This window comes from Helicobacter trogontum, from assembly GCF_000765905.2.
In the GTDB taxonomy this organism is placed as follows: Bacteria; Campylobacterota; Campylobacteria; order Campylobacterales; family Helicobacteraceae; genus Helicobacter_A; species Helicobacter_A trogontum.
Window position 1 is genome coordinate 39,943 of sequence record NZ_JRPL02000010.1, and the last position, 22,093, is coordinate 62,035.

General features: G+C 33.0%; 20 protein-coding genes. 8 read left to right on the top strand and 12 right to left on the bottom strand.

Translation table 11 applies throughout. The annotated features are described in order from the left end of the window. Window positions 1-10: 10 nt before the first annotated feature. The 3 genes from trmB to LS81_RS05575 are packed head-to-tail and all read right to left on the bottom strand — an operon-like array spanning window position 11 to window position 3,571. Window positions 11-1,213 (bottom strand): tRNA (guanosine(46)-N7)-methyltransferase TrmB, encoded by a 1,203-nt coding sequence (gene trmB / locus LS81_RS05565; protein WP_034347023.1) that lies wholly within the window; start codon window positions 1,211-1,213, stop codon window positions 11-13. A 10-nt stretch (window positions 1,214-1,223) separates the two neighbouring features. Further along, the gene (locus tag LS81_RS05570; RefSeq protein WP_052089266.1) at window positions 1,224-2,552 is read right to left on the bottom strand and encodes a fibronectin type III domain-containing protein; all 1,329 of its coding nucleotides are present in this window, start codon (window positions 2,550-2,552) and stop codon (window positions 1,224-1,226) included. Between the two features lie 29 nt (window positions 2,553-2,581). Then, window positions 2,582-3,571, bottom strand: coding sequence for an RluA family pseudouridine synthase (locus LS81_RS05575; RefSeq protein ID WP_052096482.1), 990 nt, complete (start codon window positions 3,569-3,571; stop codon window positions 2,582-2,584). A gap of 318 nt (window positions 3,572-3,889) precedes the next feature. Here LS81_RS05575 and purD point away from each other — a divergent pair, with 318 nt between their 5' ends. Further along, window positions 3,890-5,215: a phosphoribosylamine--glycine ligase gene (gene purD, locus LS81_RS05580; protein ID WP_052096483.1), complete on the top strand. Its 1,326-nt coding sequence runs from the start codon at window positions 3,890-3,892 to the stop codon at window positions 5,213-5,215. 373 nt (window positions 5,216-5,588) lie between these two features. Here the strand turns inward: purD and dnaG are convergent, their stop codons facing one another. Then, a complete protein-coding gene (gene dnaG, locus LS81_RS05585; protein WP_034345199.1) occupies window positions 5,589-7,244 on the bottom strand; it encodes a DNA primase in 1,656 nt (551 codons plus the stop codon). 122 nt (window positions 7,245-7,366) lie between these two features. Then, the gene (locus tag LS81_RS05590) at window positions 7,367-8,626 is read right to left on the bottom strand and encodes an ArsS family sensor histidine kinase (protein ID WP_104696463.1); all 1,260 of its coding nucleotides are present in this window, start codon (window positions 8,624-8,626) and stop codon (window positions 7,367-7,369) included. A 123-nt stretch (window positions 8,627-8,749) separates the two neighbouring features. On the opposite strand from LS81_RS05590, the gene LS81_RS05595 reads away from it, so the two are divergent. Continuing rightward, window positions 8,750-9,301: a hypothetical protein gene (locus LS81_RS05595; protein ID WP_034345202.1), complete on the top strand. Its 552-nt coding sequence runs from the start codon at window positions 8,750-8,752 to the stop codon at window positions 9,299-9,301. 241 nt (window positions 9,302-9,542) lie between these two features. On the opposite strand, the gene flgG is transcribed toward LS81_RS05595, so the two are convergent. The 4 genes from flgG to LS81_RS11630 all read right to left on the bottom strand — a co-directional run bounded on the left by flgG (window position 9,543) and on the right by LS81_RS11630 (window position 12,582). Then, the gene (gene flgG, locus LS81_RS05600) at window positions 9,543-10,331 is read right to left on the bottom strand and encodes a flagellar basal-body rod protein FlgG (protein ID WP_034345204.1); all 789 of its coding nucleotides are present in this window, start codon (window positions 10,329-10,331) and stop codon (window positions 9,543-9,545) included. 298 nt (window positions 10,332-10,629) lie between these two features. Beyond that, complete coding sequence (locus LS81_RS05605) at window positions 10,630-11,154, bottom strand: gamma carbonic anhydrase family protein (RefSeq protein ID WP_034345207.1); 525 nt, start codon at window positions 11,152-11,154, stop codon at window positions 10,630-10,632. A gap of 285 nt (window positions 11,155-11,439) precedes the next feature. After that, window positions 11,440-12,261 (bottom strand): carbon-nitrogen hydrolase, encoded by an 822-nt coding sequence (locus LS81_RS05610; RefSeq protein ID WP_104696465.1) that lies wholly within the window; start codon window positions 12,259-12,261, stop codon window positions 11,440-11,442. A 162-nt stretch (window positions 12,262-12,423) separates the two neighbouring features. Beyond that, window positions 12,424-12,582 (bottom strand): hypothetical protein, encoded by a 159-nt coding sequence (locus LS81_RS11630; RefSeq protein WP_162846243.1) that lies wholly within the window; start codon window positions 12,580-12,582, stop codon window positions 12,424-12,426. Between the two features lie 159 nt (window positions 12,583-12,741). On the opposite strand from LS81_RS11630, the gene LS81_RS05615 reads away from it, so the two are divergent. After that, the gene (locus tag LS81_RS05615; RefSeq protein ID WP_034345209.1) at window positions 12,742-13,245 is read left to right on the top strand and encodes an HP1233 family protein; all 504 of its coding nucleotides are present in this window, start codon (window positions 12,742-12,744) and stop codon (window positions 13,243-13,245) included. Between the two features lie 341 nt (window positions 13,246-13,586). Here LS81_RS05615 and LS81_RS11930 read toward each other — a convergent pair whose 3' ends face one another. Next, window positions 13,587-14,801, bottom strand: a complete 1,215-nt coding sequence (locus tag LS81_RS11930) for an ATP-grasp fold amidoligase family protein (RefSeq protein ID WP_233715877.1) — start codon at window positions 14,799-14,801, stop codon at window positions 13,587-13,589. 148 nt (window positions 14,802-14,949) lie between these two features. Next, window positions 14,950-15,783 carry a formyltetrahydrofolate deformylase gene (gene purU / locus LS81_RS05630; RefSeq protein ID WP_034346122.1) on the bottom strand — a complete coding sequence of 278 codons (834 nt, stop codon included), beginning with the start codon at window positions 15,781-15,783 and terminating at the stop codon, window positions 14,950-14,952. A 101-nt stretch (window positions 15,784-15,884) separates the two neighbouring features. Between purU and LS81_RS05635 the strand changes: the two genes are divergently transcribed. Further along, window positions 15,885-16,448, top strand: coding sequence for an LPP20 family lipoprotein (locus LS81_RS05635; protein ID WP_233715878.1), 564 nt, complete (start codon window positions 15,885-15,887; stop codon window positions 16,446-16,448). 715 nt (window positions 16,449-17,163) lie between these two features. On the opposite strand, the gene LS81_RS05640 is transcribed toward LS81_RS05635, so the two are convergent. Beyond that, window positions 17,164-18,297, bottom strand: a complete 1,134-nt coding sequence (locus tag LS81_RS05640) for a metallophosphoesterase (RefSeq protein WP_034346124.1) — start codon at window positions 18,295-18,297, stop codon at window positions 17,164-17,166. A 62-nt stretch (window positions 18,298-18,359) separates the two neighbouring features. Between LS81_RS05640 and LS81_RS05645 the strand changes: the two genes are divergently transcribed. From LS81_RS05645 to LS81_RS05660, 4 genes are all read left to right on the top strand, one after another. After that, entirely contained in the window at window positions 18,360-18,821 is a 462-nt protein-coding gene (locus LS81_RS05645) for a low molecular weight protein-tyrosine-phosphatase (protein WP_034346126.1), read from the top strand. Between the two features lie 161 nt (window positions 18,822-18,982). Next, window positions 18,983-20,380 (top strand): UDP-N-acetylmuramate--L-alanine ligase, encoded by a 1,398-nt coding sequence (murC, locus tag LS81_RS05650; protein WP_034346129.1) that lies wholly within the window; start codon window positions 18,983-18,985, stop codon window positions 20,378-20,380. Window positions 20,381-20,445: 65 nt separating this feature from the next. Then, window positions 20,446-21,315: a S1-like domain-containing RNA-binding protein gene (locus LS81_RS05655; protein ID WP_161976745.1), complete on the top strand. Its 870-nt coding sequence runs from the start codon at window positions 20,446-20,448 to the stop codon at window positions 21,313-21,315. A 14-nt stretch (window positions 21,316-21,329) separates the two neighbouring features. Next, entirely contained in the window at window positions 21,330-22,082 is a 753-nt protein-coding gene (locus LS81_RS05660) for a hypothetical protein (RefSeq protein WP_233715879.1), read from the top strand. Window positions 22,083-22,093 lie beyond the last annotated feature (11 nt).

The window sequence follows — 22,093 nt, forward strand, 5'->3', positions numbered from 1 at the left end:
TTATAACCTTTTAGTTGCTAGTCATCTGCACATGTTCTTTGTATGCGTCCTGCAATATTTTACATAAAAAATTATGTGCTTGTATATGTGAATGTATGCGTAGAGGATTTTTCAAGTAATGCAGCTCCTTGTTTTGATCCAAGATTAAATACGTATTAAAAGGCATATAAAAACTACCAAAGGTCAAATTGGCAATATTTATATTTTCATGTGCACTAGTTTGCGTAGAATATACATCACCAATGCTAATAAAAATAGAATCTTGTATCCATTTTTTATTGCTCAAAGATTCTAAGCCTTTATCTAATTTAGGTAAAGCAAATGTACTATCAAGATTATCTTGGATATGCTGTTTAAAATCATGCTGAAAGATATGCATTTCATAAATATCTTTTTTCATGTTACTCCATCGTGCTTCATATTTACTCACAATATCGATATGCTTATTTTTTAGAATCTCAAAATGTGTGTAATCCGCGCTCATTGCTTCTTTGATACCATCTAGCACGTATTCATAATCATCACTACGCAGATTAATATATCCATCACTCTTTAAGATTCTAAAGCTATTTTCAAGAAAGTCTCGATGAAATACCCTTCTATGTTTTGCTTTATTCCAAGGAACTGGAAAATGTAAAAATAGGGTTTCAACACTTTTTGTATTTAGAGCTTGAATACCTAACCTTGCATCAAAATTGCAAATAAATAGATTTTTTAGGTTATATAGCTCTATTGCATTTATCACCTGTCTCACTGATGGCGTATGTATCTCAAATCCCAAAACAATCTTTTGTGGATTTTTCTTTGCCAAATCAAGTATATGTCGCCCACTACCAAAGCCTATTTCAATATAATCTGGTTTTAATGTTGCTAATTGATCAATATTAATTAGATAGCCTAGCTGCATACCTCTTGTATGTTTATTTTGTGTTTGATTTAGATTGTGTGCGACCACATCAAGCTTGGAAGCTATAAATTGCAATACTTTTTTAATCAGCAAAAGATTACTTGGTCGAGTGATTTTATCAACTTTATATAAGAAATCGTGTGTCCTTTTTATACATCTTATAAAAAACACTTGTTCATTATAAAAAATAGGAATTAACATGAGATTATTAAACCTCTTATTAATCAGCATTTCTTTTATTACAAAATCATCATGCTTTATATCATTGTCATACACAAACATATTTTTGCTAATAAAGTGTGGCATATACTAAGCCTTATTTTTTTATTGAATCTTGCTTTGCTGTAGGCAAACTTTGTGGAACTGGCTGTAAACTTGGTATATTCGGTGCTACTGGTTGTGGAGCCAACTGCAACACAACCTGCCTACTTCGACTTGATTCTATACCATTTTTATCCATACAAGTAACATGATATGTATAACTTATACCTTCTTTTATACTTTTATCTATAAAACTTGTATTTTGCTCTTGATTAAATTTATCTCTTGTACCATCACTACCACTACGATATACCATGCAGTTGAGCGCACGACCATCACTTGCTTTTTCCCATGTGATTATTGCACTTGTGCTTTCGATTGCACCTTTTGTAAGAATGGGTGGCATTGGTGGTGGCAATGTCTGTCCGCCAACACCACTTTCTTGTAAGTTTGACTCTAATTTATACTTATCAATTGCACTGATTTTATAATATCTTATAGCTCCATGTGAATCAATTTTATCAATATATGATTCTCTTGTTACAAATGCTAATTTTCTGTAATTATTATCTGGGGTATCTGACACATAAATATTATACCCAATAACATCTTTAGACTCGCTTTTATCCCACTCCAACCAGATTGCATGCATTTTATTTTGTGTAGTTTTAATGCCTGCTACAATGGGCGGTAATGCTCTTGTTCTGCCGACTACTAACTGACTTGGTACAGACTTGGCTCCTTCGTGACTTTGTGCTATGATTCTATACGTGTGTTCCACACCATTTTCTACATTCCTATCAAAAAACTCTACCAACATGCGATTTGTAGTAGAACCAATAGCAACAAATTTCCCTTGCTTTTCTTGCCTTTCAATAATGTAATTTTTTACAATAGGATTTGGGCTAGGACTCCAAAAAATCTTAATCTTTTGTGCATAATCTTGCGAGGCATATACAAAACTTACAGGGTCGATAAAAGAAGTTTTTACTTTTAGCGGTGCACTTTTCCTGGAGACTTTAGAATCTTTTCCTACAGCTGCAATGGCATATGTATATTCAGTTTGTGGCTCTAGCTTATCATCATAATAGTGTGTTGAAAAAGCATTTTTTATAAAAGCAATTGATTTAAATTCCTTCTTCTTATTCTCTCTATAAATCACATAACCATCAATATTTGTCGTATCTTCTGGCGTTTTCCATTCAAAGCCAACAGAGGTTACATCAGGCAACGCACGAAAAGTTTTAACAATGGGTAAATTTGGATCTATCTCATCCTTTATACCCATAAAATTAAAAATATTAGATGAAGAACATGCGGAAAATAAAATTAAATGCAGTAATAAGATCAACACAATAAGGCATTGTCTATACATAGAAATCATAATATTAATACTCCTTAATTATCTTTTACTTAGAATCTAGTCTGTTGCAATTCAATTTTCCATTGCAATAAAAATGCTTCTAATTTGCTCTCATAGTCAATAAAATTCTCTTCTAGGAATTTTAGCAAATCTTTAGGTATTTTTGCACTAAAAACATTTCCATCAAAATAAAGTAGTTGCGCGTGTAATAGCATTTTTGTTTTATATGAGCTTTTAAGATTTTCTGGACTATATAATATATCGCCATAAATATAGCGTTGCAGTGTGCTTAAATGCACGCGTATTTGATGTGTCCTGCCACTAAAAAGTCGCACACCTATAAGCTCAAATACTCCATTTCTACTTTCCATAATTTTTCTAAATTCACTTTTAGAATCTCTTGCATAAGGATACTTTGCTTTATCAAGTTTTGCCATTTTTAAACGATTATTAGGGTTTCTACCCATATGACATTCTACAAAAGTATTGTGTTGCAATGCCTTATTGATAACACAAATATAGATTCTGCCCATTGTGCGATTTTGCAACATTTCTGCAAAACGCAAATGGCTAGCATTATTTTTTGCAACTAGAATTGCTCCACTTGTATCCTTATCAAGTCTATGCACAATCCCAAATCGGAGTTCGCCATTAATCGTTGATAATTCATAGTTGTTTGCTTGTAAATAATCAGTCAATGTAATCTCTTTGACACTTGGGGCATGATGAACTACTAAGTTTCTAGGTTTATTTAGAATAATATAATCATTGTTTTCATGTATAATTTCTATCTCTAGTTTTTGTATTAATTCTTCTTTATTAGCATCGTGCTGTTGTGATGCATTGTATGTTGTATAAATTTGAATACAAGCCCCTTTTTTTAGAATTTTACCTTTTTTTGCGACTTGTTCATCGATTTTTACAAGTTTAGATTCTATCCATTGACTAGCTTGTGAACGTGAAATATGTAAAATCTCTTGCAATGCACTATCAAGCCTTGAATAACCATGTAAAATGCAAAAATGATAAAGCAGTTTCATTTGTTATCCTTTGATTATAAAATTAATAAACGAATTTTAGCGAAAACTTGCTATAATTCCGTTGCCTGGAGATTTCGTGTTTCTCTTTTATAATTGGTAGTCTATTTAAAATATATTTTTGGGTTGAGCCTAGAGTTATGTGTGTCAGCATTTCTGCTCTATGTTTACATAGTGAAGGACTTTGTTTTGGTTTTAGGATCTGCCGCCTAATTAGCTCGCAAAACCCTATTGTTGTAGCTTTAGTTGGGCTTACACAATACACAGGAGTAGCGAATCTTTGGGTATTTCAACAAAGATTTCTAATTATAAAGGCATATTTTGCATAATTCATATAATACATTACAATCTATTCGCGTCTTAATTATTGGCAATGGTGGAAGAGAATATAGCATTGCCCTTGCACTACAACAAGATAAAAAAGTAAAACAAATTTTTTTTAGTCCAGAAAATCCAGCTGCTACATTATTTTTTAATGCTGGACATTTCAGCTATAGTAGCCATGATGAATTGTTGGCACATATACAAACACATAAGATTGATTTTGTTATTATCGGACCAGAAGCTCCTCTTATGCAAGGTATAAGTGACTTTTTGGTACATCACAATATTCTTGTTTTTGGTCCAAGCTATGCGAATGCAAAGCTTGAGGGATCAAAAGCGTATATGAAATCTTTTATTCATAATCTTGGTATTCCAACCGCAAAATACAAGGAAATAACTCAAGCGAGCATAGAAGAAGGATATGACTTCATAGACACCCTACCCTTGCCTATTGTTCTTAAAGCAAGTGGACTTTGCGGCGGTAAAGGTGTGCTTATACTTGATTCTAAAGAGGAAGCAAAAAACAAGTTATTGCTCATGTTGGAAGGCAAACTCTTTGGTGATGCAGGAAAAGAAGTTGTTATTGAAGAATTTTTAGATGGCTATGAACTCTCTGTGTTTGCATTAAGCAATGGCAGTGATTATGTGGTTTTACCAGCTTGCCAGGATCATAAGCGTTTGCTTGATGATGATAAAGGACCAAATACAGGTGGTATGGGTGCTTATACAAATCTCCCTGCAAAGCTTTACAATAAAGAACTGGAGACAAAGATTAAAGACAAGATCCTCACTCCAACTTTTGATGCATTAAAAAAGATGGGTACACCTTACAAGGGTGTAATTTTTGCGGGTATTATGGTGGTAAAAAATGAGCCCTATTTGCTTGAATACAATGTGCGTTTTGGTGATCCAGAATGTGAAGTATTGATGCCACTCTTAAAGACTTCAGCATTGGAGCTTATGTATAGTTATGCTAAGGGTGAGAGTTTGGAATCTATAATCTTCAATGATATTTGTGTTGTATGTGTTGTGATGAGTAGTAGCGATTACGTACAGGATTCTAAATCAAGTGATTACCCAGCAAAAATCAGCTTTGATAATATAGATCCAAAAAATATAACAGCAGACAATGGACATCTCGTATTTGCTAATACAAGCTTAAAAGATTCCATATTATATGCAAATAGCGGACGAAGCATTGTTGCAGTTGGTAAGGGTAAAAGCCTAAAAGAAGCTAGAGATAACGCATACGCATTGGTGGAAAAAGTAGATTTTAAAGGGAAGCATTACAGAAGAGATATTGCATATCAAGCATTGCAATAGCAAAATAATGCTCTCGTTTGGCACATAAGATTGTGTATTTTTAGAATCCAATCTAATACCTACCCTTAAATAAGCCCTTAGTTCCAATCGTCTCAAAAAAATATTCAAATGTTTTTACAACAATATCGTATTCTATATCCTTAGATTCTTGATGAAAACTTGTAGTTTTATTAGCATTTATCTTTCATTCTTCAATAGATCAGCAATAAAAAGTTAAGTTGATAATAAAGAATTTATCTTAGTGTATAATTGGATACTTCTTACCCATATAGTCAAAATAATATTGAATAACCACATTCTCATTGATCTCTAAAGATTTTTTACATTCTCTCAAATGTTTTAACCAAATTTCTTACACAATAAATACATATACCTATTGCATTACACTGACAGATACAAGCTCCCCACTTCTTAATTTTGCTATACCTTCACGCAGATTCTTTATTTGTTGAAATTTTAAATTAGATTCAATGGGTGAAATCGCAATTTTTGGCAACATATCTTGTGCATATTGTAATAGAAATATACGCAATTGTTCCCTAAACTCCTCATTGCTTAAAATCTTTGCTTGTGTTCTAAAACGTAACGCATAGATTCTGTCATTATTATAATCTTGCCTACAAATTAACTGGAATTCATGACGATATATTTGGAAATGTTCCTCATTTAAGAAGTTGATTGCGAAATAAAAATGCTCTTTATTCTCTAGCATATTATATAAAATACTTTCTTCTGCAAAATTATTTGTTGTATCCACTTTTACTTCTGTGCTTTTTGTTTTTTTATTCTTTGTTTCCAAATAAATGGGGCTAATATGTAGCAATGAGGCACATTTTTGTTTATATTCATCTTGCAAAAATGGTGTAAGTGTATGTAAATATTCTTTGCAAACTTGTAGTGCATTTTGTTTTTGCATGGGATTATTTAAATCAAAATCCTTGACAATATGATTAAGCACGAATTCTACAAAAGGAGTTGCCATATGGAGTGCCTCTTTAAAAAGCTCAACCTTATTTTGTGCGACCATGTCGGCTGGGTCTAATCCATCTTTTAATATAATAACACCACCATCTTTATTATTTTGTGATAAGAATTTTGCTGCTTTAAATGCCGCGTTGATACCAGCATTATCACCATCATAGCATATATATATACGTGGATTATCCTTGTTTAGTAAATATAGATGCCCTTCATTTAAAGCTGTTCCAAGTGTTGCTACTACATTTTTAAATCCTGCTTGATGCAACATGATTACATCAAGATAACCCTCACACACAATAATACTTTTTTGCTTATATATCATTTGTTTTGCCAAATGATATCCATAGAGAATTTTTGATTTATTAAAGATTTTGCTCTGTGGAGAATTAAGATATTTTGCCACATTCTTATCTGCACTCAGTGTCCTTCCACCAAAACCCACAACAACACCAGTGCTTGAATATATAGGAAAAATAATGCGGTTTGCAAAACGTGCATAATCCTTGTCGTTACCTTGTGTTAAAATACCACACTCAAGAGCTTCTTTGCGACTAAACCTTTGTTCATCAAGAAAACGCAAGGTATCATAACTATTACCACTATACCCTATTTCAAACTCATTTATAGAATCTTCGCTAATAGCACGTGAAAAGAGGTATTGTAATATCTCTTCATGTTTAAAAAGTTTATTGTGATAAAATAGAGCAAGAGAGGGCAATAAATGACTTTTTTTGGTTTCAGTATAGCCTTTCTCGTATGCCAATGTTACATTGAATAGTGCAGCAATCTTTTGCACCGCATCATGAAAGGATAAACGCTCATACTCCATAACAAAGCGTATCGCGTTACCACTAGCACCACACGCATGACAATGATACAAACCTTTGATGGCACTGATTGACATACTTGGAGTTTTATCATCATGAAAAGGACACAACGCCATAAAGTTTGCACCAACTTTTCGCACATCAATATATTGTGTAACAACATCCACAATATCAATTGCTTCATATAAGTGTGCTAAACTTGCTTCTGTGAATCTTGCCATTTTATCCTCTTAGCCTTAGTATTATCAAGTGCTTTTATAAGATGATATTGTAACTAGTTTTTAATGAAAGAATGTGCATATATTGCAAAACATATCTTGTGTTGATTGATGATTAAAGTAGTTTAACCTTTTGTCATATTGTCTAAGCGACAAAAATTCTCCACAATACATTTTTTTATTATAAATTGATTATACCCATCTTCATAGAGATACTCTAATTCAAAGTTTTGGGTATCTAGCGTTGTTTTTATGATATACATACCTAAACCAAAACCTTGTGAGAGCGGATTTTTCATATCTTTAAAATATGGCTTAAAATACTCATTTATATCAAGTTTTAATTTTTCTCCCCTGTTTTTTACGATCAAATCTTTACCACTAGATTCTATAATCACTTTAGAATCTATGCTATATTTTATGCCATTATCAAGCAAATTTTTAATGCATAATGTAAATAGATGAAAATCTGCCTTTACCAAGTCATTACTATGCAAAAATATAATACTATCATTATTGTTGGGATCAATAAGTAGCATTTGCATAGCCTCTTTTACAATCTCTTGTAGTGGAATCTCTGTTTTCTTCATCATGTATTTTTTACTTGCCAATTGCTCGATTTTAGCAAATTCATCAATCAATGAGTTAAGCCTCTCAAACACATCACATAATCTTTGTTTTTGCTTGGAATCTACCACCATTTCAGCCACAATTCTCCCTTTTGTAATGGGTGTCTTAAGCTCATGCATAATAGATCGTAAAAAAAGAGTTCTTGCTTCACTCACTGCATTTAGTTTCTCAACAGAACGATTAAATTCACGCACTAGCTCTCCTATCTCATCGTGATTTTTAGCTCCCCAAGTAATAGGCTGAATTTCATTTTCATTTGCCATAACTGCAAGTTCATTTTTAATATGACTAAGTGGCATTAATCGTTTCATAAGTGTAATATAAATAATGATTAAAATGAGTGCCCCTATAAAAGTTAACATATGGTATTTTGACCAATTAAAGGCAATTGGATCTTGATACACTACAAAATTATCCATAGTTCGCAATACGATAAATATATCATTACCATCTTGTATAACACTAACACTAAAGCTACCTGGGTGGGGTGCTGGCTCTTGCTTTATTTGTTCTTGTATATAATCTGTTATAGGCACTTCATAAAAATTCTCTTCTTCAAGAAAATTTTTTATGCTTTCCATACTTGCGTTGTATTGGCGGATTTTACCAATGGCTGCAACAATAATATTATATTGCTTTATGCTCTCGATACGTGGTTGTACTTTCACATAAAAAAGTGCAACTGCTAAAAAGCTTGCAAACGCAATGGCAAATAAAATACTAATTTGAATAAATATAGATGTGCTTCTCCACATATCTAACCCTTAGAATCTAAAATGAGTAATATCGTTTATAAATATGCTATAAAATGATAAAATGGTGCATGATAATACAATTTATGATTATAATGTTAAAAACCCTAAAAAAGGAACACAACGATGATAAAACCTTCAAAAACCACACAAATAACACAAACAGGTATTTACAAAAATGCAAGTATTATAGCATGTGCAGCTGGTAGTGTAACTGCAGCTTTAACTTACTATGATGACAAAAAGGCAAAAGGGAGAGATAAGGCTATGCAACACGCAGTCTTGCAAGGCACATTAAATGCTCTTAAGGAAGGGGCAACATATATTTTCACCACGCCAAAAAATAAAGCTCAAATTAACATGGTGGTACAATATAGCGGTAATAATGCTTTGCATTTTCTAAAAAGCTTTAGTATGACAACTTTGAAGCTTAGTGCAAAAATTGCATTCAATTCTGCAAACGATATCCGCAAATGGTATAAAGGTGAAATAGACAATAAAGAATGTCTGCAATCTATAAAGAAGAATGCTGGAAGTGTTATAGGTGGATTTGTGGTGGCACGTGGATTCTCTCTTGCTTGTGGTGCAGTGATGCCTGGTGTTGGCGTATTAGCTGGAGGCATTGTGGGTGCATATCTAGGTGAATACATTGGACGAAAGATTGCAGAAAAAATTTGATTGTGATGGATCTTCTTTATAAAACTTTTATCCACCCTACACTATTAGCACATATTAATCTAGAAAGTATTAAGAACTCTTTATAGCCATTAAGTTTATTTTACTATATGTAAAAACACCTAAGAATTGTCTAGATACTATCACATCAATTAAAAAGCACACAAAAGCAACTTCTTGCATCTTTAGCTTTTTTTATAACATATGGAAAAAAATCAAAATCATGCAAGAAGGATGAAATAGACTATCGTTTTAAGCCATTAACAGTTTGCAGCATAGAATCTGCTGTCTGAATACTTTTTGAATTCGCCTCATACGCTCTTTGACCTGTAATCAAATCTGTCATTTCAGATACCAAACGCACATTGCTCAACTCTAAAAATCCCGCACGAATTTGTCCTAGACCATCTTGTCCAGCTATACCTTCTATTGGCTCACCACTTGCATTTGTATTCATATAGAGATTATCCCCTAAGCCATGCAAACCTGCTGGATTTACAAAATTTACAAGCTGAATCTGTCCTAAAACTTCTGCTTGTCCATTGTTGCCCAATGTCACGCTTACAGTGCCATCCGTACCTATATTAATACTCTGTGCTTCTGGCGGCACTGTGATTTGGGGTTGCACCAAATAGCCTTCTGATGTAACAATATTTCCTTGATCATCGAGTTTGAAATTTCCACTACGTGTATAAGCAATATTGCCATCTGGAAGCTGTATTGGGAAAAATCCTTTACCCATGATCGCCACATCAAGAGGATTTTCTGTCTCTTTTGGACTCCCTTGAGAATAGATTCTATTAATTGCCCCAGTTCTCACACCAACACCTACTTCAACGCCTGTTGGTGTTAATGTTGTTTCGCTTGTTTGCGTACCTGCAAATTGAAGTGTCTGATAAAAAAGGTCATTAAACTCTGCTCTCTGTCGTTTAAACCCTACGGTATTTACGTTTGCTATATTGTTTGAAGTAGTGTCGATTTGCAACTGCTGCCCTAACATTCCTGTTGTTGCAGTATAGAGTGATCTCATCATGCTAACTATCCTTAGTCTAAAATTTAAGGCAATAAAAGCAAAATATATGCCAATCTTAGTTTTTTACTATTATTTTTCACTAAAATGATAAATTCTTAACTCTAATAAAAGAAACGTATCAAGCAAAGAATCTCGCATATATAAGAAACACGCAAAATAACTTTGCATATATGTTTTCAAGTATGAAATTAATACACTATATGTTTATCTTATTGTACTAGGCAATTTCAAAAGACACCTAAAAGATTATATATAAACAAAGTCTTTGTAGCCCAATAGTTGAGTAAATATTATTAAGTTACATATATTGATTTTTAAATTCCACATAGCGAATAGCAGAATTTGCAATTTCCTCTATCTCCGTATCATTAAGTTCTCTTATAAACTTTGCAGGATTCCCAAGAATGAGTGATTTTGGTGGAAATTTTTTACCCTTAGTGACGACTGCACCCGCTCCAACAATCGAATCTCTGCCAATCCTTGCACCATCCATAATAATACTACCCATGCCAATCAAGCAATTATCCTCGATATGACATGCATGAATAACGCAACTATGCCCTATAGTCACATTATCACCAATAATTGTAGGATAGCCACTCTCAGCTTTGCCTTCTTCTCTGTGCCATACATGTATCATTGTCAAATCTTGTACATTCGTATTTTTTCCTATTTTAATATAATTGACATCGCCACGCAATACACAATTAAACCAAATTGACGCATTATCACCAATACTTACTTCGCCAATAACTTTTGCTCCTTCACACAGCAATACATCTCTACCAATACTAGGCATAATCCCATTAAATTTTATCAACATACCTTATCCTTTCGCACGTTTTTTGCATTATAACATCATTTTAGAAAAATATTATAATACGCAATAAGATACAGGCATAAACAATAATATACTTATGCGAAAAGTTTAATTAATATGAAATCAATGAATATTTAGCATTACAAGTTCTGCTTATTTTCTAGCATACAGCCTGCACTAAGGAGGCTAAGTTATAATTCATATTTAATGCTATTTGCATTAAAAGCATAGAATGAGACATATAGAATCTTAGAAAGCGGTTTTCACTTTTATAAAATAATGCAATAACTACTTACCATAAAGATGTAAAAGCGAGTGATAGTGTTCTATGCGTCTATCGCGGAAAAAGGGCCAAATATCTCGCACCGCCTTAGTACGATTATAATCGATAAAGGCATATAAAATCTCTTCTTTATCATTACTTGCTTGTGCTAGAATCTCACCCTGTGGACCACACACAAAGCTATTACCAAAAAAGCGAATACCTTCATTTTTTGATGTAAAATCGGGTTCAAAACCTACACGATTAATACTTGCAAGTGGCAATCCATTTGCAATAGCATGTCCTCGTTGGATTGTTTGCCATGCTTCAAGTTGACGCTTTTTCTCAGCCTCATTATCTGCATCAAACCACCCAATTGCAGTGGGATAAATTAATATATCAGCACCATTCAACGCCATGATTCTTGCTGCTTCAGGAAACCATTGATCCCAGCAAATAAGCACACCAAGATTCCCGACACTTGTTTTTATGGGGTTAAATCCTAAATCTCCTGGCGTAAAATAGAATTTTTCATAAAATTGCGGATCGTCTGGAATGTGCATTTTTCTGTATTTTCCCGCTATACTACCATCTTTCTCAAACACAACTGCGGTATTATGATAAAGCCCCCTAGCCCTTTGCTCAAATAATGAGGTAACAAGCACAACATTACACTCTTTTGCAACAGCACTAAAAAATGCAATATTTTCTTCAAAATCTTGTGCAAATGTGAGGTATTTAGTTTTCTCGCTTTGGCAAAAATACTGCGTTGTGTGAAGCTCTTGCAATAAGATTAATTCTGCGTTTTTACTTGCCTCAATAATTGCATGTTTTGTTTTTTCTCTCATTTTGTTTGAGAGCTCCCTCTGCCATGCTTCTAACTTTTCATTACACTCCATTTCCATTTCACTAGAATTCTTAGTATCGAATACATAGCTTTGTTGCACCAATGCAACTCTTACTCCATCTTGCTTCATTTGCAGCATGTTACATCCTTTATGAACAATGTCTTACTCTTCATCATAGTCTAAATCAGGGTTTTCATAATCATCATCGTCATATTGTGTGTAATCCATATCCACATCATAATCATCATCATAATCCAGTGAATCTTCATCCATTTCAGATTCTGTATCAAAGTCATCTAGCTCATCATCATATATTGCCATATATTTTCCTTTCTGGGTATTAATCTGAAGGTGCATTATACCCCCTAAAGCATTAACAAAAAGTCTTATTAAGCTAAAAAATTCCAAAAATTTAGGAATTATTTTTGCTTGTGATGCATAGCATATTTTGTGCAATATTTTTCTAAAGAGGACGAGAAAATGATTGATACTAAAAATACATCGCTAAATAATAATCTTGGTTTGTATAATGCTAGCACACATTATATCAAACGAGAGGTTAGCACACAAAACAATATCGCAGCAAAGCAAAATGAGGAACAACTGCTAGATTCTAATGGATCTGAAACAAAAAGGCAAACTTATGGATTAGCTATTTTGGAATTAATGAGTGATCAAGAATATCAAGCATGGTTAAGAGCCACTGCAGGTATGACAGAGACAGAAAAAATGCTCGCCGTGCAAAAACTTTATCCACTAGCAGACCTTGAAAAGCTTAAAAATTCAAAAAATTTACATTCGCAAGAAAGAACGATACTTGATGATTCCATGCAGGATAGAAGCAGTAATATCAGTGCTGAACCTTTTATTATTAATGCAAATCGCCTTAATGGCATGCGTGTATTTAACGCGCATACAGATTTCATACAACGATATAAAAATGCTTTTGAAAATTTACATCTCAATGTTGATATGAATGGTTAATGTTCTAAGTAAATAGATTATAAATACTACATCTTAAGACTTATAGTGTTTGGACGTAGAATCTACATATATAATCCTAGCGGATTAAAATACCTCATGAATACAGTGCTAAGCAAATGTTGGATACATCGCACATCAAACTTTTAACTAACAATTAGGCAGAGCAAACCCACACAGATAAAGCCTTCTTTGTAAAGTTTATATTAAACGAGCATGAATCCTAACATGCTAATAATTTGATGTAATTAACTATGTAATATATTACTTAATCTCTTTTTTCATATCTGCGTGGAAAAAGGGGTGATTATGCTTTTTTGTGATTGTAAATCTTTATAAAATTTCTATTGCCATAAATCACCAAGTTTTTTATCCCATTCACTTGGAGTAAAATGCTCTGTTCCTCCACCATGAGTAAAAGTAAGCTCGCCAACGATAATTTTTCCCTCAATATTGTATAAATCAACTCGTAACATTTTAAATGACATGGAAAGTTTTATAGCTATTGCAATCATTGCATTAAAATTATGTGGCTTATTAGGTGGCGTTGCCGATTGTGGATAGCAGATGGAAAAAGGCATAAGATTCCAATCTGCATCAAAAAGACTTCTTGTATGTTCTACAAATCTATCAGTATCCACTTGTATATATTGGAATTTACCAAAACAATGGATTTTATAATCCTCTGGTACTTTACTTTCTCCGTTTAAACCAGTTGTAAACAACATTTCTTCTGCAAAGATTCTAGGTTCTATATCTTTGTAATGCCACTCTCTATACATCGTATAAAAGTTTGTGTTTAAATGTGTTGTGAGTTTAGTCATAGCCTCATTAAAGCTTTTAGAATCACTTAAAAATAATTCCTTATCCTTTACCAAAACTACACCACCAGAATCATGATTTGTTTTTAGGACAAAACTTTGCGGCAGCTTGGTAAAATCAATCTCATCTATGCTTTTATAAATACCATAAAGTTTTGGCAAATAGGGACAAGAATTTGTATTAAATAGCTCTTGCGTGAGTGTATCTATAGGTTGAAAAAGCGATGAGTCTTGGTTAAGAAGTGGAATTTGGTTATTCCATTTAGATTCTATGGAGCCTACATTTTGTTTTAAGTGTAATTCCTTAGTGTCTTTATAGTTGCTATTGTCTTGTTCCAAACTGCCAGGTTGCTCCCCCCCCCCCCCTACATTCATACTGTTGCAATTATCGTTATTATGATTTGTCGCATTGGAATGAAAAGAAGTTGTTACATGAGATCTTACAACAACATGCTTAGAATCTAATGTATTTTTCACATGAAAATCTTTTAGTTTTTCTGCAATATAGATTCTAGCTTTTAGTTTATCGGCTAGGGCTGTATATATTGGATTTCTATCAAATAGGATTCTATGAATAATTTTCTCATTAAAGGTTTGAGGATTTCTAAAATTTGGTGTATAACCAAAGATTTTCTTATGTCTATAGATAAAATATTCCTCATCATTCATTTGTGCTTCCCTCTTTGCTTGATATTTTTTATAGAGAGAAGTCTTTCTTATAAGGCTTCGCAATCCCATTATATATCCTTTACATGGTGTAATTATAGAGATATTATAACATAAAAATGACTTCTATAATTACTATATTGCAAAATCGATGCTATTATCAATTGCCCAATAAACTAAATGGAAAAAATCAATTTACACAGAAAGTTCTACACCATTATTAAAAAATAATCGTGCGGTTGTTGTGCAAAAAGATTCTATCTTCAAGAGCCAATTTTAAAGCACGAGCTAACACTACTTTTTCTACATCTCGCCCCGCTTTTTGCATATCCTGCCATGTATAACTATGATCAATTTGTATGGTATCTTGTGAGATTATTGGCCCCTCATCAAGTTGATTATTGACAAAATGTGCCGTTGCACCTATGATTTTTACCCCACGTTCATAGGCTTGCTTGTATGGATTTGCACCAATAAAAGCAGGTAAAAATGAATGATGTATATTAATAATTTGATTTGGAAAGTTTTGCACAAAATGGGGAGATAAAATACGCATATATTTTGCTAGTATTAAAAAATCTGGGTGCAAAGCCTTACAAAGATCAATGATTTTTAGTTCATGATCGTGCCTTGATATACCCTCTGATTCTATATGATGATATGGAATTTCAAATTTTTCTACTAGATTCCCTAAACTTGCATGGTTGCTAATAACTGCCAAAATATTTGCATGTAGATCGCCACTATTATGCCTTATAAGCAGATCACCTAAGCAATGGTTTTCTTTTGTTGCAAAAATGATTATTGACTTCTTTTCCTGTGTGCAAAGCTTAACTTCTGCATCATTTGGCAATGTCGCACGTACTTCAGCAAGAAGCACATTGGAATCTAACTCGCCACTAATTTCTGTTCGCATGAAGAATGTATTGTGTATTTTATCCACAAACTCATTATTCTGCTCAATATTTAACTGATGGAGTAAAAGAATTGAGCTAATCTTAAACACCAAACCTTTAGTATCTTGACATTTTATAAGCAAAGTATGTCGTCTCATAACTTTATTGGAATCCTTAAGATCGATTTTATATAAAACAAAATTTGCCATTTTATCATTTTTGTTGTAGAATTAGGACTATTTTTCTAAGGAGATGTAATATGAAAACAAATATAATGTCTGTAGTGTCAATTGCTGGTAAGAGCTTGTGTGCTTTAACTTTAACTGCATTTTTAGTTGCTTGCGGCGATGATGCAAAAAATAAAATAACAACCAACAGCGATGAGCCTGCATGGGTAAATAATATACAAGCTGCAAAAGATTATGCAAAATCACCTGTTGTAGCGGTTGGCTCTGCAAAGCTTTTAGATGGGAATCTAAACTATGCAACCAATCAGGCAACAATGCAAGCGCGTGTGCAAATTGCACAAACAATTAGTGCAAGAGTTGAACAAGCGATTAAAGAAATGGCACAAAGTGATGGTTTAAAAATATCAGAGAATAGCCTACAAGCAGCAAAACAAAAAGTAGAGGCTACTTTGCAAAAAAGTGAGATGGTTGTAAGATGGACAGATAAGCAAACAACACCGCCAACATTATATGTCCTTGTTAGCATGGATAAAGATGCCTATGATCAAGCATTAAAGGGTGGCGCACAAGTGCTAAACATTAACGCAGAGCAGGCCCAGAGACTTTCTGCAACTGTGGAAGAAATGCTGCGTTAATTCTCCTAATAATGTTTTCTCTTTCATAATAGCCAACATATTAGATAGTTGGTTGGCATACTCGCGGGTTCTTTCAACCTGCTTTAAACGACCTTATATGCTTTGGTTTTCCTACTAGTGTTTAGATATAAGTTTAGAGACGTTTAAAACCTAATACTATCTGAAAATAAAGACTTATCATGTGCTTTAGCATGATTTATTGAGGAAATATACTGATTGTAACTCTAGTATAATGCCCAGTGACTTAGAAAAATATACAAATACAATGCAATAGAATCATATTTCAAACACTCTTTGGCAACTTATTTTAACAGCATGTCTAAAACATAGCTATATGATATATTAACACTATGCTAGACAAAGTTTTTTAGACTAAAAACATATATGACAAGGAGTGCAAAAAAGAGATACAGGATACCCTCCCCTAATCACATGCTTAGAACATAAAAAAATCTTTTATCAAAATAATAGTTCAAATAGTTTATGCTTATAAAGATAGCTAGTAAGAAGCAAAACTTAGTAATTATGTCCATTTCCACCAAGAATTGCATACGCAATATATAAAAAATAATAGATTGTGGTTATGTGCTTATCACATCTTTGTAAAACACATAAAAACTATTTTCAATTTAGGAAAATAGGGTGAAAGGAGTAAGTTCAACATAAATATAGATAAAGGTAGAGATTTAAGATCTATGGGCAATAGTCTGCATAATTAGCCTGGTATGATTTGCAATACACTAATCTCTCTTCTTTCAAACAAACGCATAGGCATACCCCACCAACCTATACCACTACTCACATAAACTTGTGTTGTCTTATCTTTATGTCTCCATGAGTGCAATCCAGATAAGAATGGCTGATCTAGCAATACAAACAAATGGAAAGGAAATATTTGACCGCCGTGTGTATGTCCACTTACGACAAGATCTATCTCTTCACCTTGTAGTAGTTTTAAGACTTTTGGCTGATGTGCGAGCAGTATGGTTGGATATTGTTTATCGGTATAGGCAAGTGTTTTTTCCAAATCAGGGACTAATACACTATCTTTAAACTTTGCATGTTTACCCATTAAATCTGCAATGCCAGCAATATTTAAGCCGAGATTTCGTAGCACCATGGCTTGATTTATAAGTGTTGTTATCCCAATATCATTGAGTGCCTTAATGATCGTGTATGTGTCATAGTAATATTCATGATTACCTAACACATAATAGATTCCATATTTTGCCTTAAGGTTTGCAAGTTCTCTTACAGAATCTTCTACAATATGATAATAATTATCAACAATATCTCCGCCCAACAAAATAATATCAGGCATTGTGTCATTTGTCTGTTTTACAATGCTTGCTACCGCTTTCTTATCCATTAAAACATCAATATGCATATCAGCGAGTACAGCAATATTTAATGGTTTTGTAATGCCTTTCAGTGGTATTTGTGTGATAGTTACTTTTGGCTCTTTAGCATTGAGATAAAAGCTTAAAAGTGTTAATGCGATGATAGCACACCATGCCATTAATATAATCGGGATTTGCATTCTCTCAAGCACGAATGCACCAAGTGATAGTCGTATGGATAATGTAACAAGAAATACAAGAAAAGCAATATTACAACTTATCCAAAATATCCCAAGAGAGCTTGATAAAATGGTATAAAGCATTGAATCAATATGTGTGTGATAGAGTTTTAAAAACACAACAATGCAAAGAAAATTACTAAATACAACTAGCTTACCAATATGCCTTATGACTGGAGTTGTAGAAATATTTTTAAAAAGCATATAATAAATAAAGATGTGCAGCAACACAAGTGCAACAAAGAATAAAATGCGGATACTAATCGCCACGAATAACCTTTAATGAATAAAAAAATTGCTATAATTCTAGCATTTTTTTGCAAGGAAAGGATATGAAAATACAAAGTGTTTTGTTTGTGTGTTTAGGAAATATATGTAGATCGCCCTTAGCAGAAGGCATAGCCAAGAACTTGAGTGAGAAATTTAACTGGAACTTAAAAATAGATTCTTGTGGAATAAGCTCGTTTCATCGCGGAGAACCACCACACATACAATCCATACGCATAGCAAAGGAAAACAATATTGATATATCAATGCAAAAATCTCGCCCCATCAGTGTTTATGGTGATATGGAATTTGACCTGATTGTTGCAATGGATTCACAAAACAAAAGGGATATTATATCATTAGGTTTTCCAAAAGAAAAAGTAATAAAACTTGGTGATTTTGATAATGGGGTTGATGTGCCAGATCCATATTATTGCGATAGTGATGATGGTTTTAGGGAAGTTTATAATTTGATAGAAGCTCTTTTAGAAAAAATGTTTGATCATTATGGATTTTGCAAAAAATAATGTTTCACTTCTTGAATTTTTATGAAATATAAAATTTAACTACGCGATAAGATAATTCTGCATCTTATTAAGCCTAATCATCCTTACAAAAACACAAAAAAATATTATAATTTTGCTTTTTGTAGGCTTACGAGCCATTAGAATAATTTTTAAGGTTTACTATGGATTTTTATAAACTTAGAGTGCATTTTATTGGTATTGGTGGTATTGGCGTAAGTGGATTAGCTAGATTTTTAAAAGCACAGGGGGCTATTATAAGTGGTTCAGATATTATGGACACTTCAATTACACAAGCACTAAGAAATGAGGGGATAAACATTAATATACCGCATAATAAGGAAGTTATAGCGGATAAAGATTTAATTATTCATTCAGCAATTATAAAAGATTCTAATATCGAAGTTATAGAATCTAAGCGGTTGCATAAACAGCTCTTATCTCGTAAAGAAGCTTTAAAGATCTTATTAAGCAAAAAGAAAGTATTAAGCATTTGTGCAGCACATGGCAAGTCAAGCACAAGTGCAATATTAGCTGCTATATTGCCACATAGTGGAGCAATTATCGGAGCAATTAGCAAAGAATTCCAGTCTAATGTAAGAGTGTCTAAAGATGAGCTACTTGTCTTTGAGGCAGATGAGAGCGATAAAAGCTTTCTTAATTCAAACCCATATAAAAGTATAGTTATTAATGCAGAAGCAGAACATCTAGAAAGTTATGATAATGATTTTATGAAACTACAAGACGCCTATCTTTCTTTTATGCAACAAAGTAAGCATGTAATCTTAAATATGCAATGTCAAGTTTTACAACATCTGTATGCAAGATTAAAAAATGCCAATTTCAATGAAGTTGGAGAGATTACTTGTCTCTACCCAGACAATGATATAAGAAATATTACTTATGAACTAAAAGACTTGTTGCCATATACAACTTTTAACTTAAAGGATTTAGGAGACTTTAGCGTGTATGGCATTGGCTATCACAATGCAATCAATGCAAGTATAGCGATTTTGAGTGCAATTGACTTATTACCATTAGAAGAGATTAAAAAAAATCTCTTGGCGTTTAAAGGCATTAAGAAACGCTTTGATATATTGCAGAATCTAAGAGAGAACACACCATGCATTATTGATGATTATGCACATCATCCAACAGAAATCATTGCAACACTTGAAGCCACAAAAAAATACGCAGAACTCCTAAGGGCACAAAATGTTCTCAAAAAAGATTCTAACAATACATATAAAATTACCGCGATATTTCAACCACACAAATATTCTCGTTTACGTGATAACTTGGAAGCATTTTGCCAATGTTTTAGAGGTTGCGATTCATTAGTAATATTGCCTGTCTGGGCAGCAGGTGAAGAGCTTATTGCATTTGACTTTGCTTCTTTATTTAGTGAATACAAACCTATTTTTGCAAATAAGATAAAACGAGATAAAGATAAAATATTGCTTTTAGATTCCAATGATCGCACGATAGAAGTATTGCAAGAAGGCATTATCATTGGGCTTGGTGCAGGAGATATTACTTATCAATTACGCGGAGAGAAATAGTGCAACACCAGAGAAAAAACATGAGATACACTGCAAAAAAGATAACCAATATCCATAAAAAAAATATGCTTCAACATGTTCTAGCAGACTACATTGGTTCTATGCAAAAACTCTGTGTCGTAAAGAAAACACAGCATGGAATCTATCTAGCAAAATCACTTAGCGATGATAACCTAGATTCTTCTAAAAGCGTATTGCTGCCTAATGCTTATATGAATGGTAATGAGAATATTGGTGATTATATAGAAGTTTTTATCCATACAGATTCTAGTGATAGAATTTTAGCTACTACTAAAAAACCTCTAGCCATGCTAAATGATATCGCACGACTTGCAATTAAAGATAGCAATGAAGATGGACTTTTTCTTGATATTGGACTTGCAAAAGATATCTTTATGCCAACAAAATCTTTTCACAATTATACAAATTATACACATGTGGTTGTGCGTATCACACAAGATAAAATGAAACGACTTATCGCAAAAAAAGATATAAACCCACTACTAAAACCTTGTAGAACGCAAAACCTCTTACATAAAAATGTAAAAATATGGACTATTTCAAGCTCACCTATTGGAATCTTGTGCGTTGTTTTACCATATTACTATCATGGAATAATTTATCATAATACACTTAGCTATCCTTTAAGCCTTTATGAAGAATATGAGGCAAAGGTGGTAAAAGTGAGAAATGATGGAAAGCTAGATTTAATCATTACTCGAGACACAAAGGAGGTGTATAACCTCATTGCAACTCTTAATGAAAGTGGTAAATATTTTGTAGTCAATGATGCTTCCGCAAAACTACTATCTATGAGTAAAAAAGGTGTAAAAAAAGAGCTTACCCATCTCTTAAAACAAAAACAAATTGTCTTTATCCATAACAAAGGATATTGCATTGCAGAATCTGAAATGGCTAAAGAATTTAAAAGATAGCATGAAGGTGAAACATGATGCTTAAGATTTATGCGATGATATTTATCACAGCATTATGCTTTTTTGGCTATTTATCGCTACATACAGAAACAAAAATAGCGCAAGATCCTACGATATACAAAGAAATCAAGCTAGACAAAAAGGATATTGAAGAAACCTTTATGATATATACACCAAAACGCATACATACAAATTTTACATGTTTTCAAATCGCTGCACCAAAAGTTTCTATTATGCAAAAAAATGATAGAAATTCAAAGCAGATTCAAAGTGTAAGAAAGGGACAAAAATTATGTTTTAATTTTCCCCAAGATATACCAAATACTACATTGCAAATTATACTCAAGGAAATTGAATCCAAATGGTTGCGTGTAACACTTGTAAGTGATTCTGTGCTGCTTAGTGGATATATCCCTATTGATGCTCTAAAGGATTGGCAAAAAATAGATTCCCAAACCCTTTTAGAATCTAGTAGTGGTGGCGAAATCTTACTAGAAAATGCCCCAAAAATCATTAGCAATAATCTTAGAAATATAAAAGGTAGCTTCTCAATGCCCCATATTTTACACATTGTGCAAGATAAGCTCAATATGAAAGATTGCGAGATGGCAAGAGCATGGTTGGCTTTAGCACAACAAAGCGATAAGGAGAGTCTAAGTGTTTATGATTTATACACGGAAGTATTAATGTGTGAGGGTCGCAATAAAGAAGCACTTGCACTTAAAGCAAAATTAAAGTTCGCACGAAACAAGTTATCAAAGAAATAATGGATTAATAT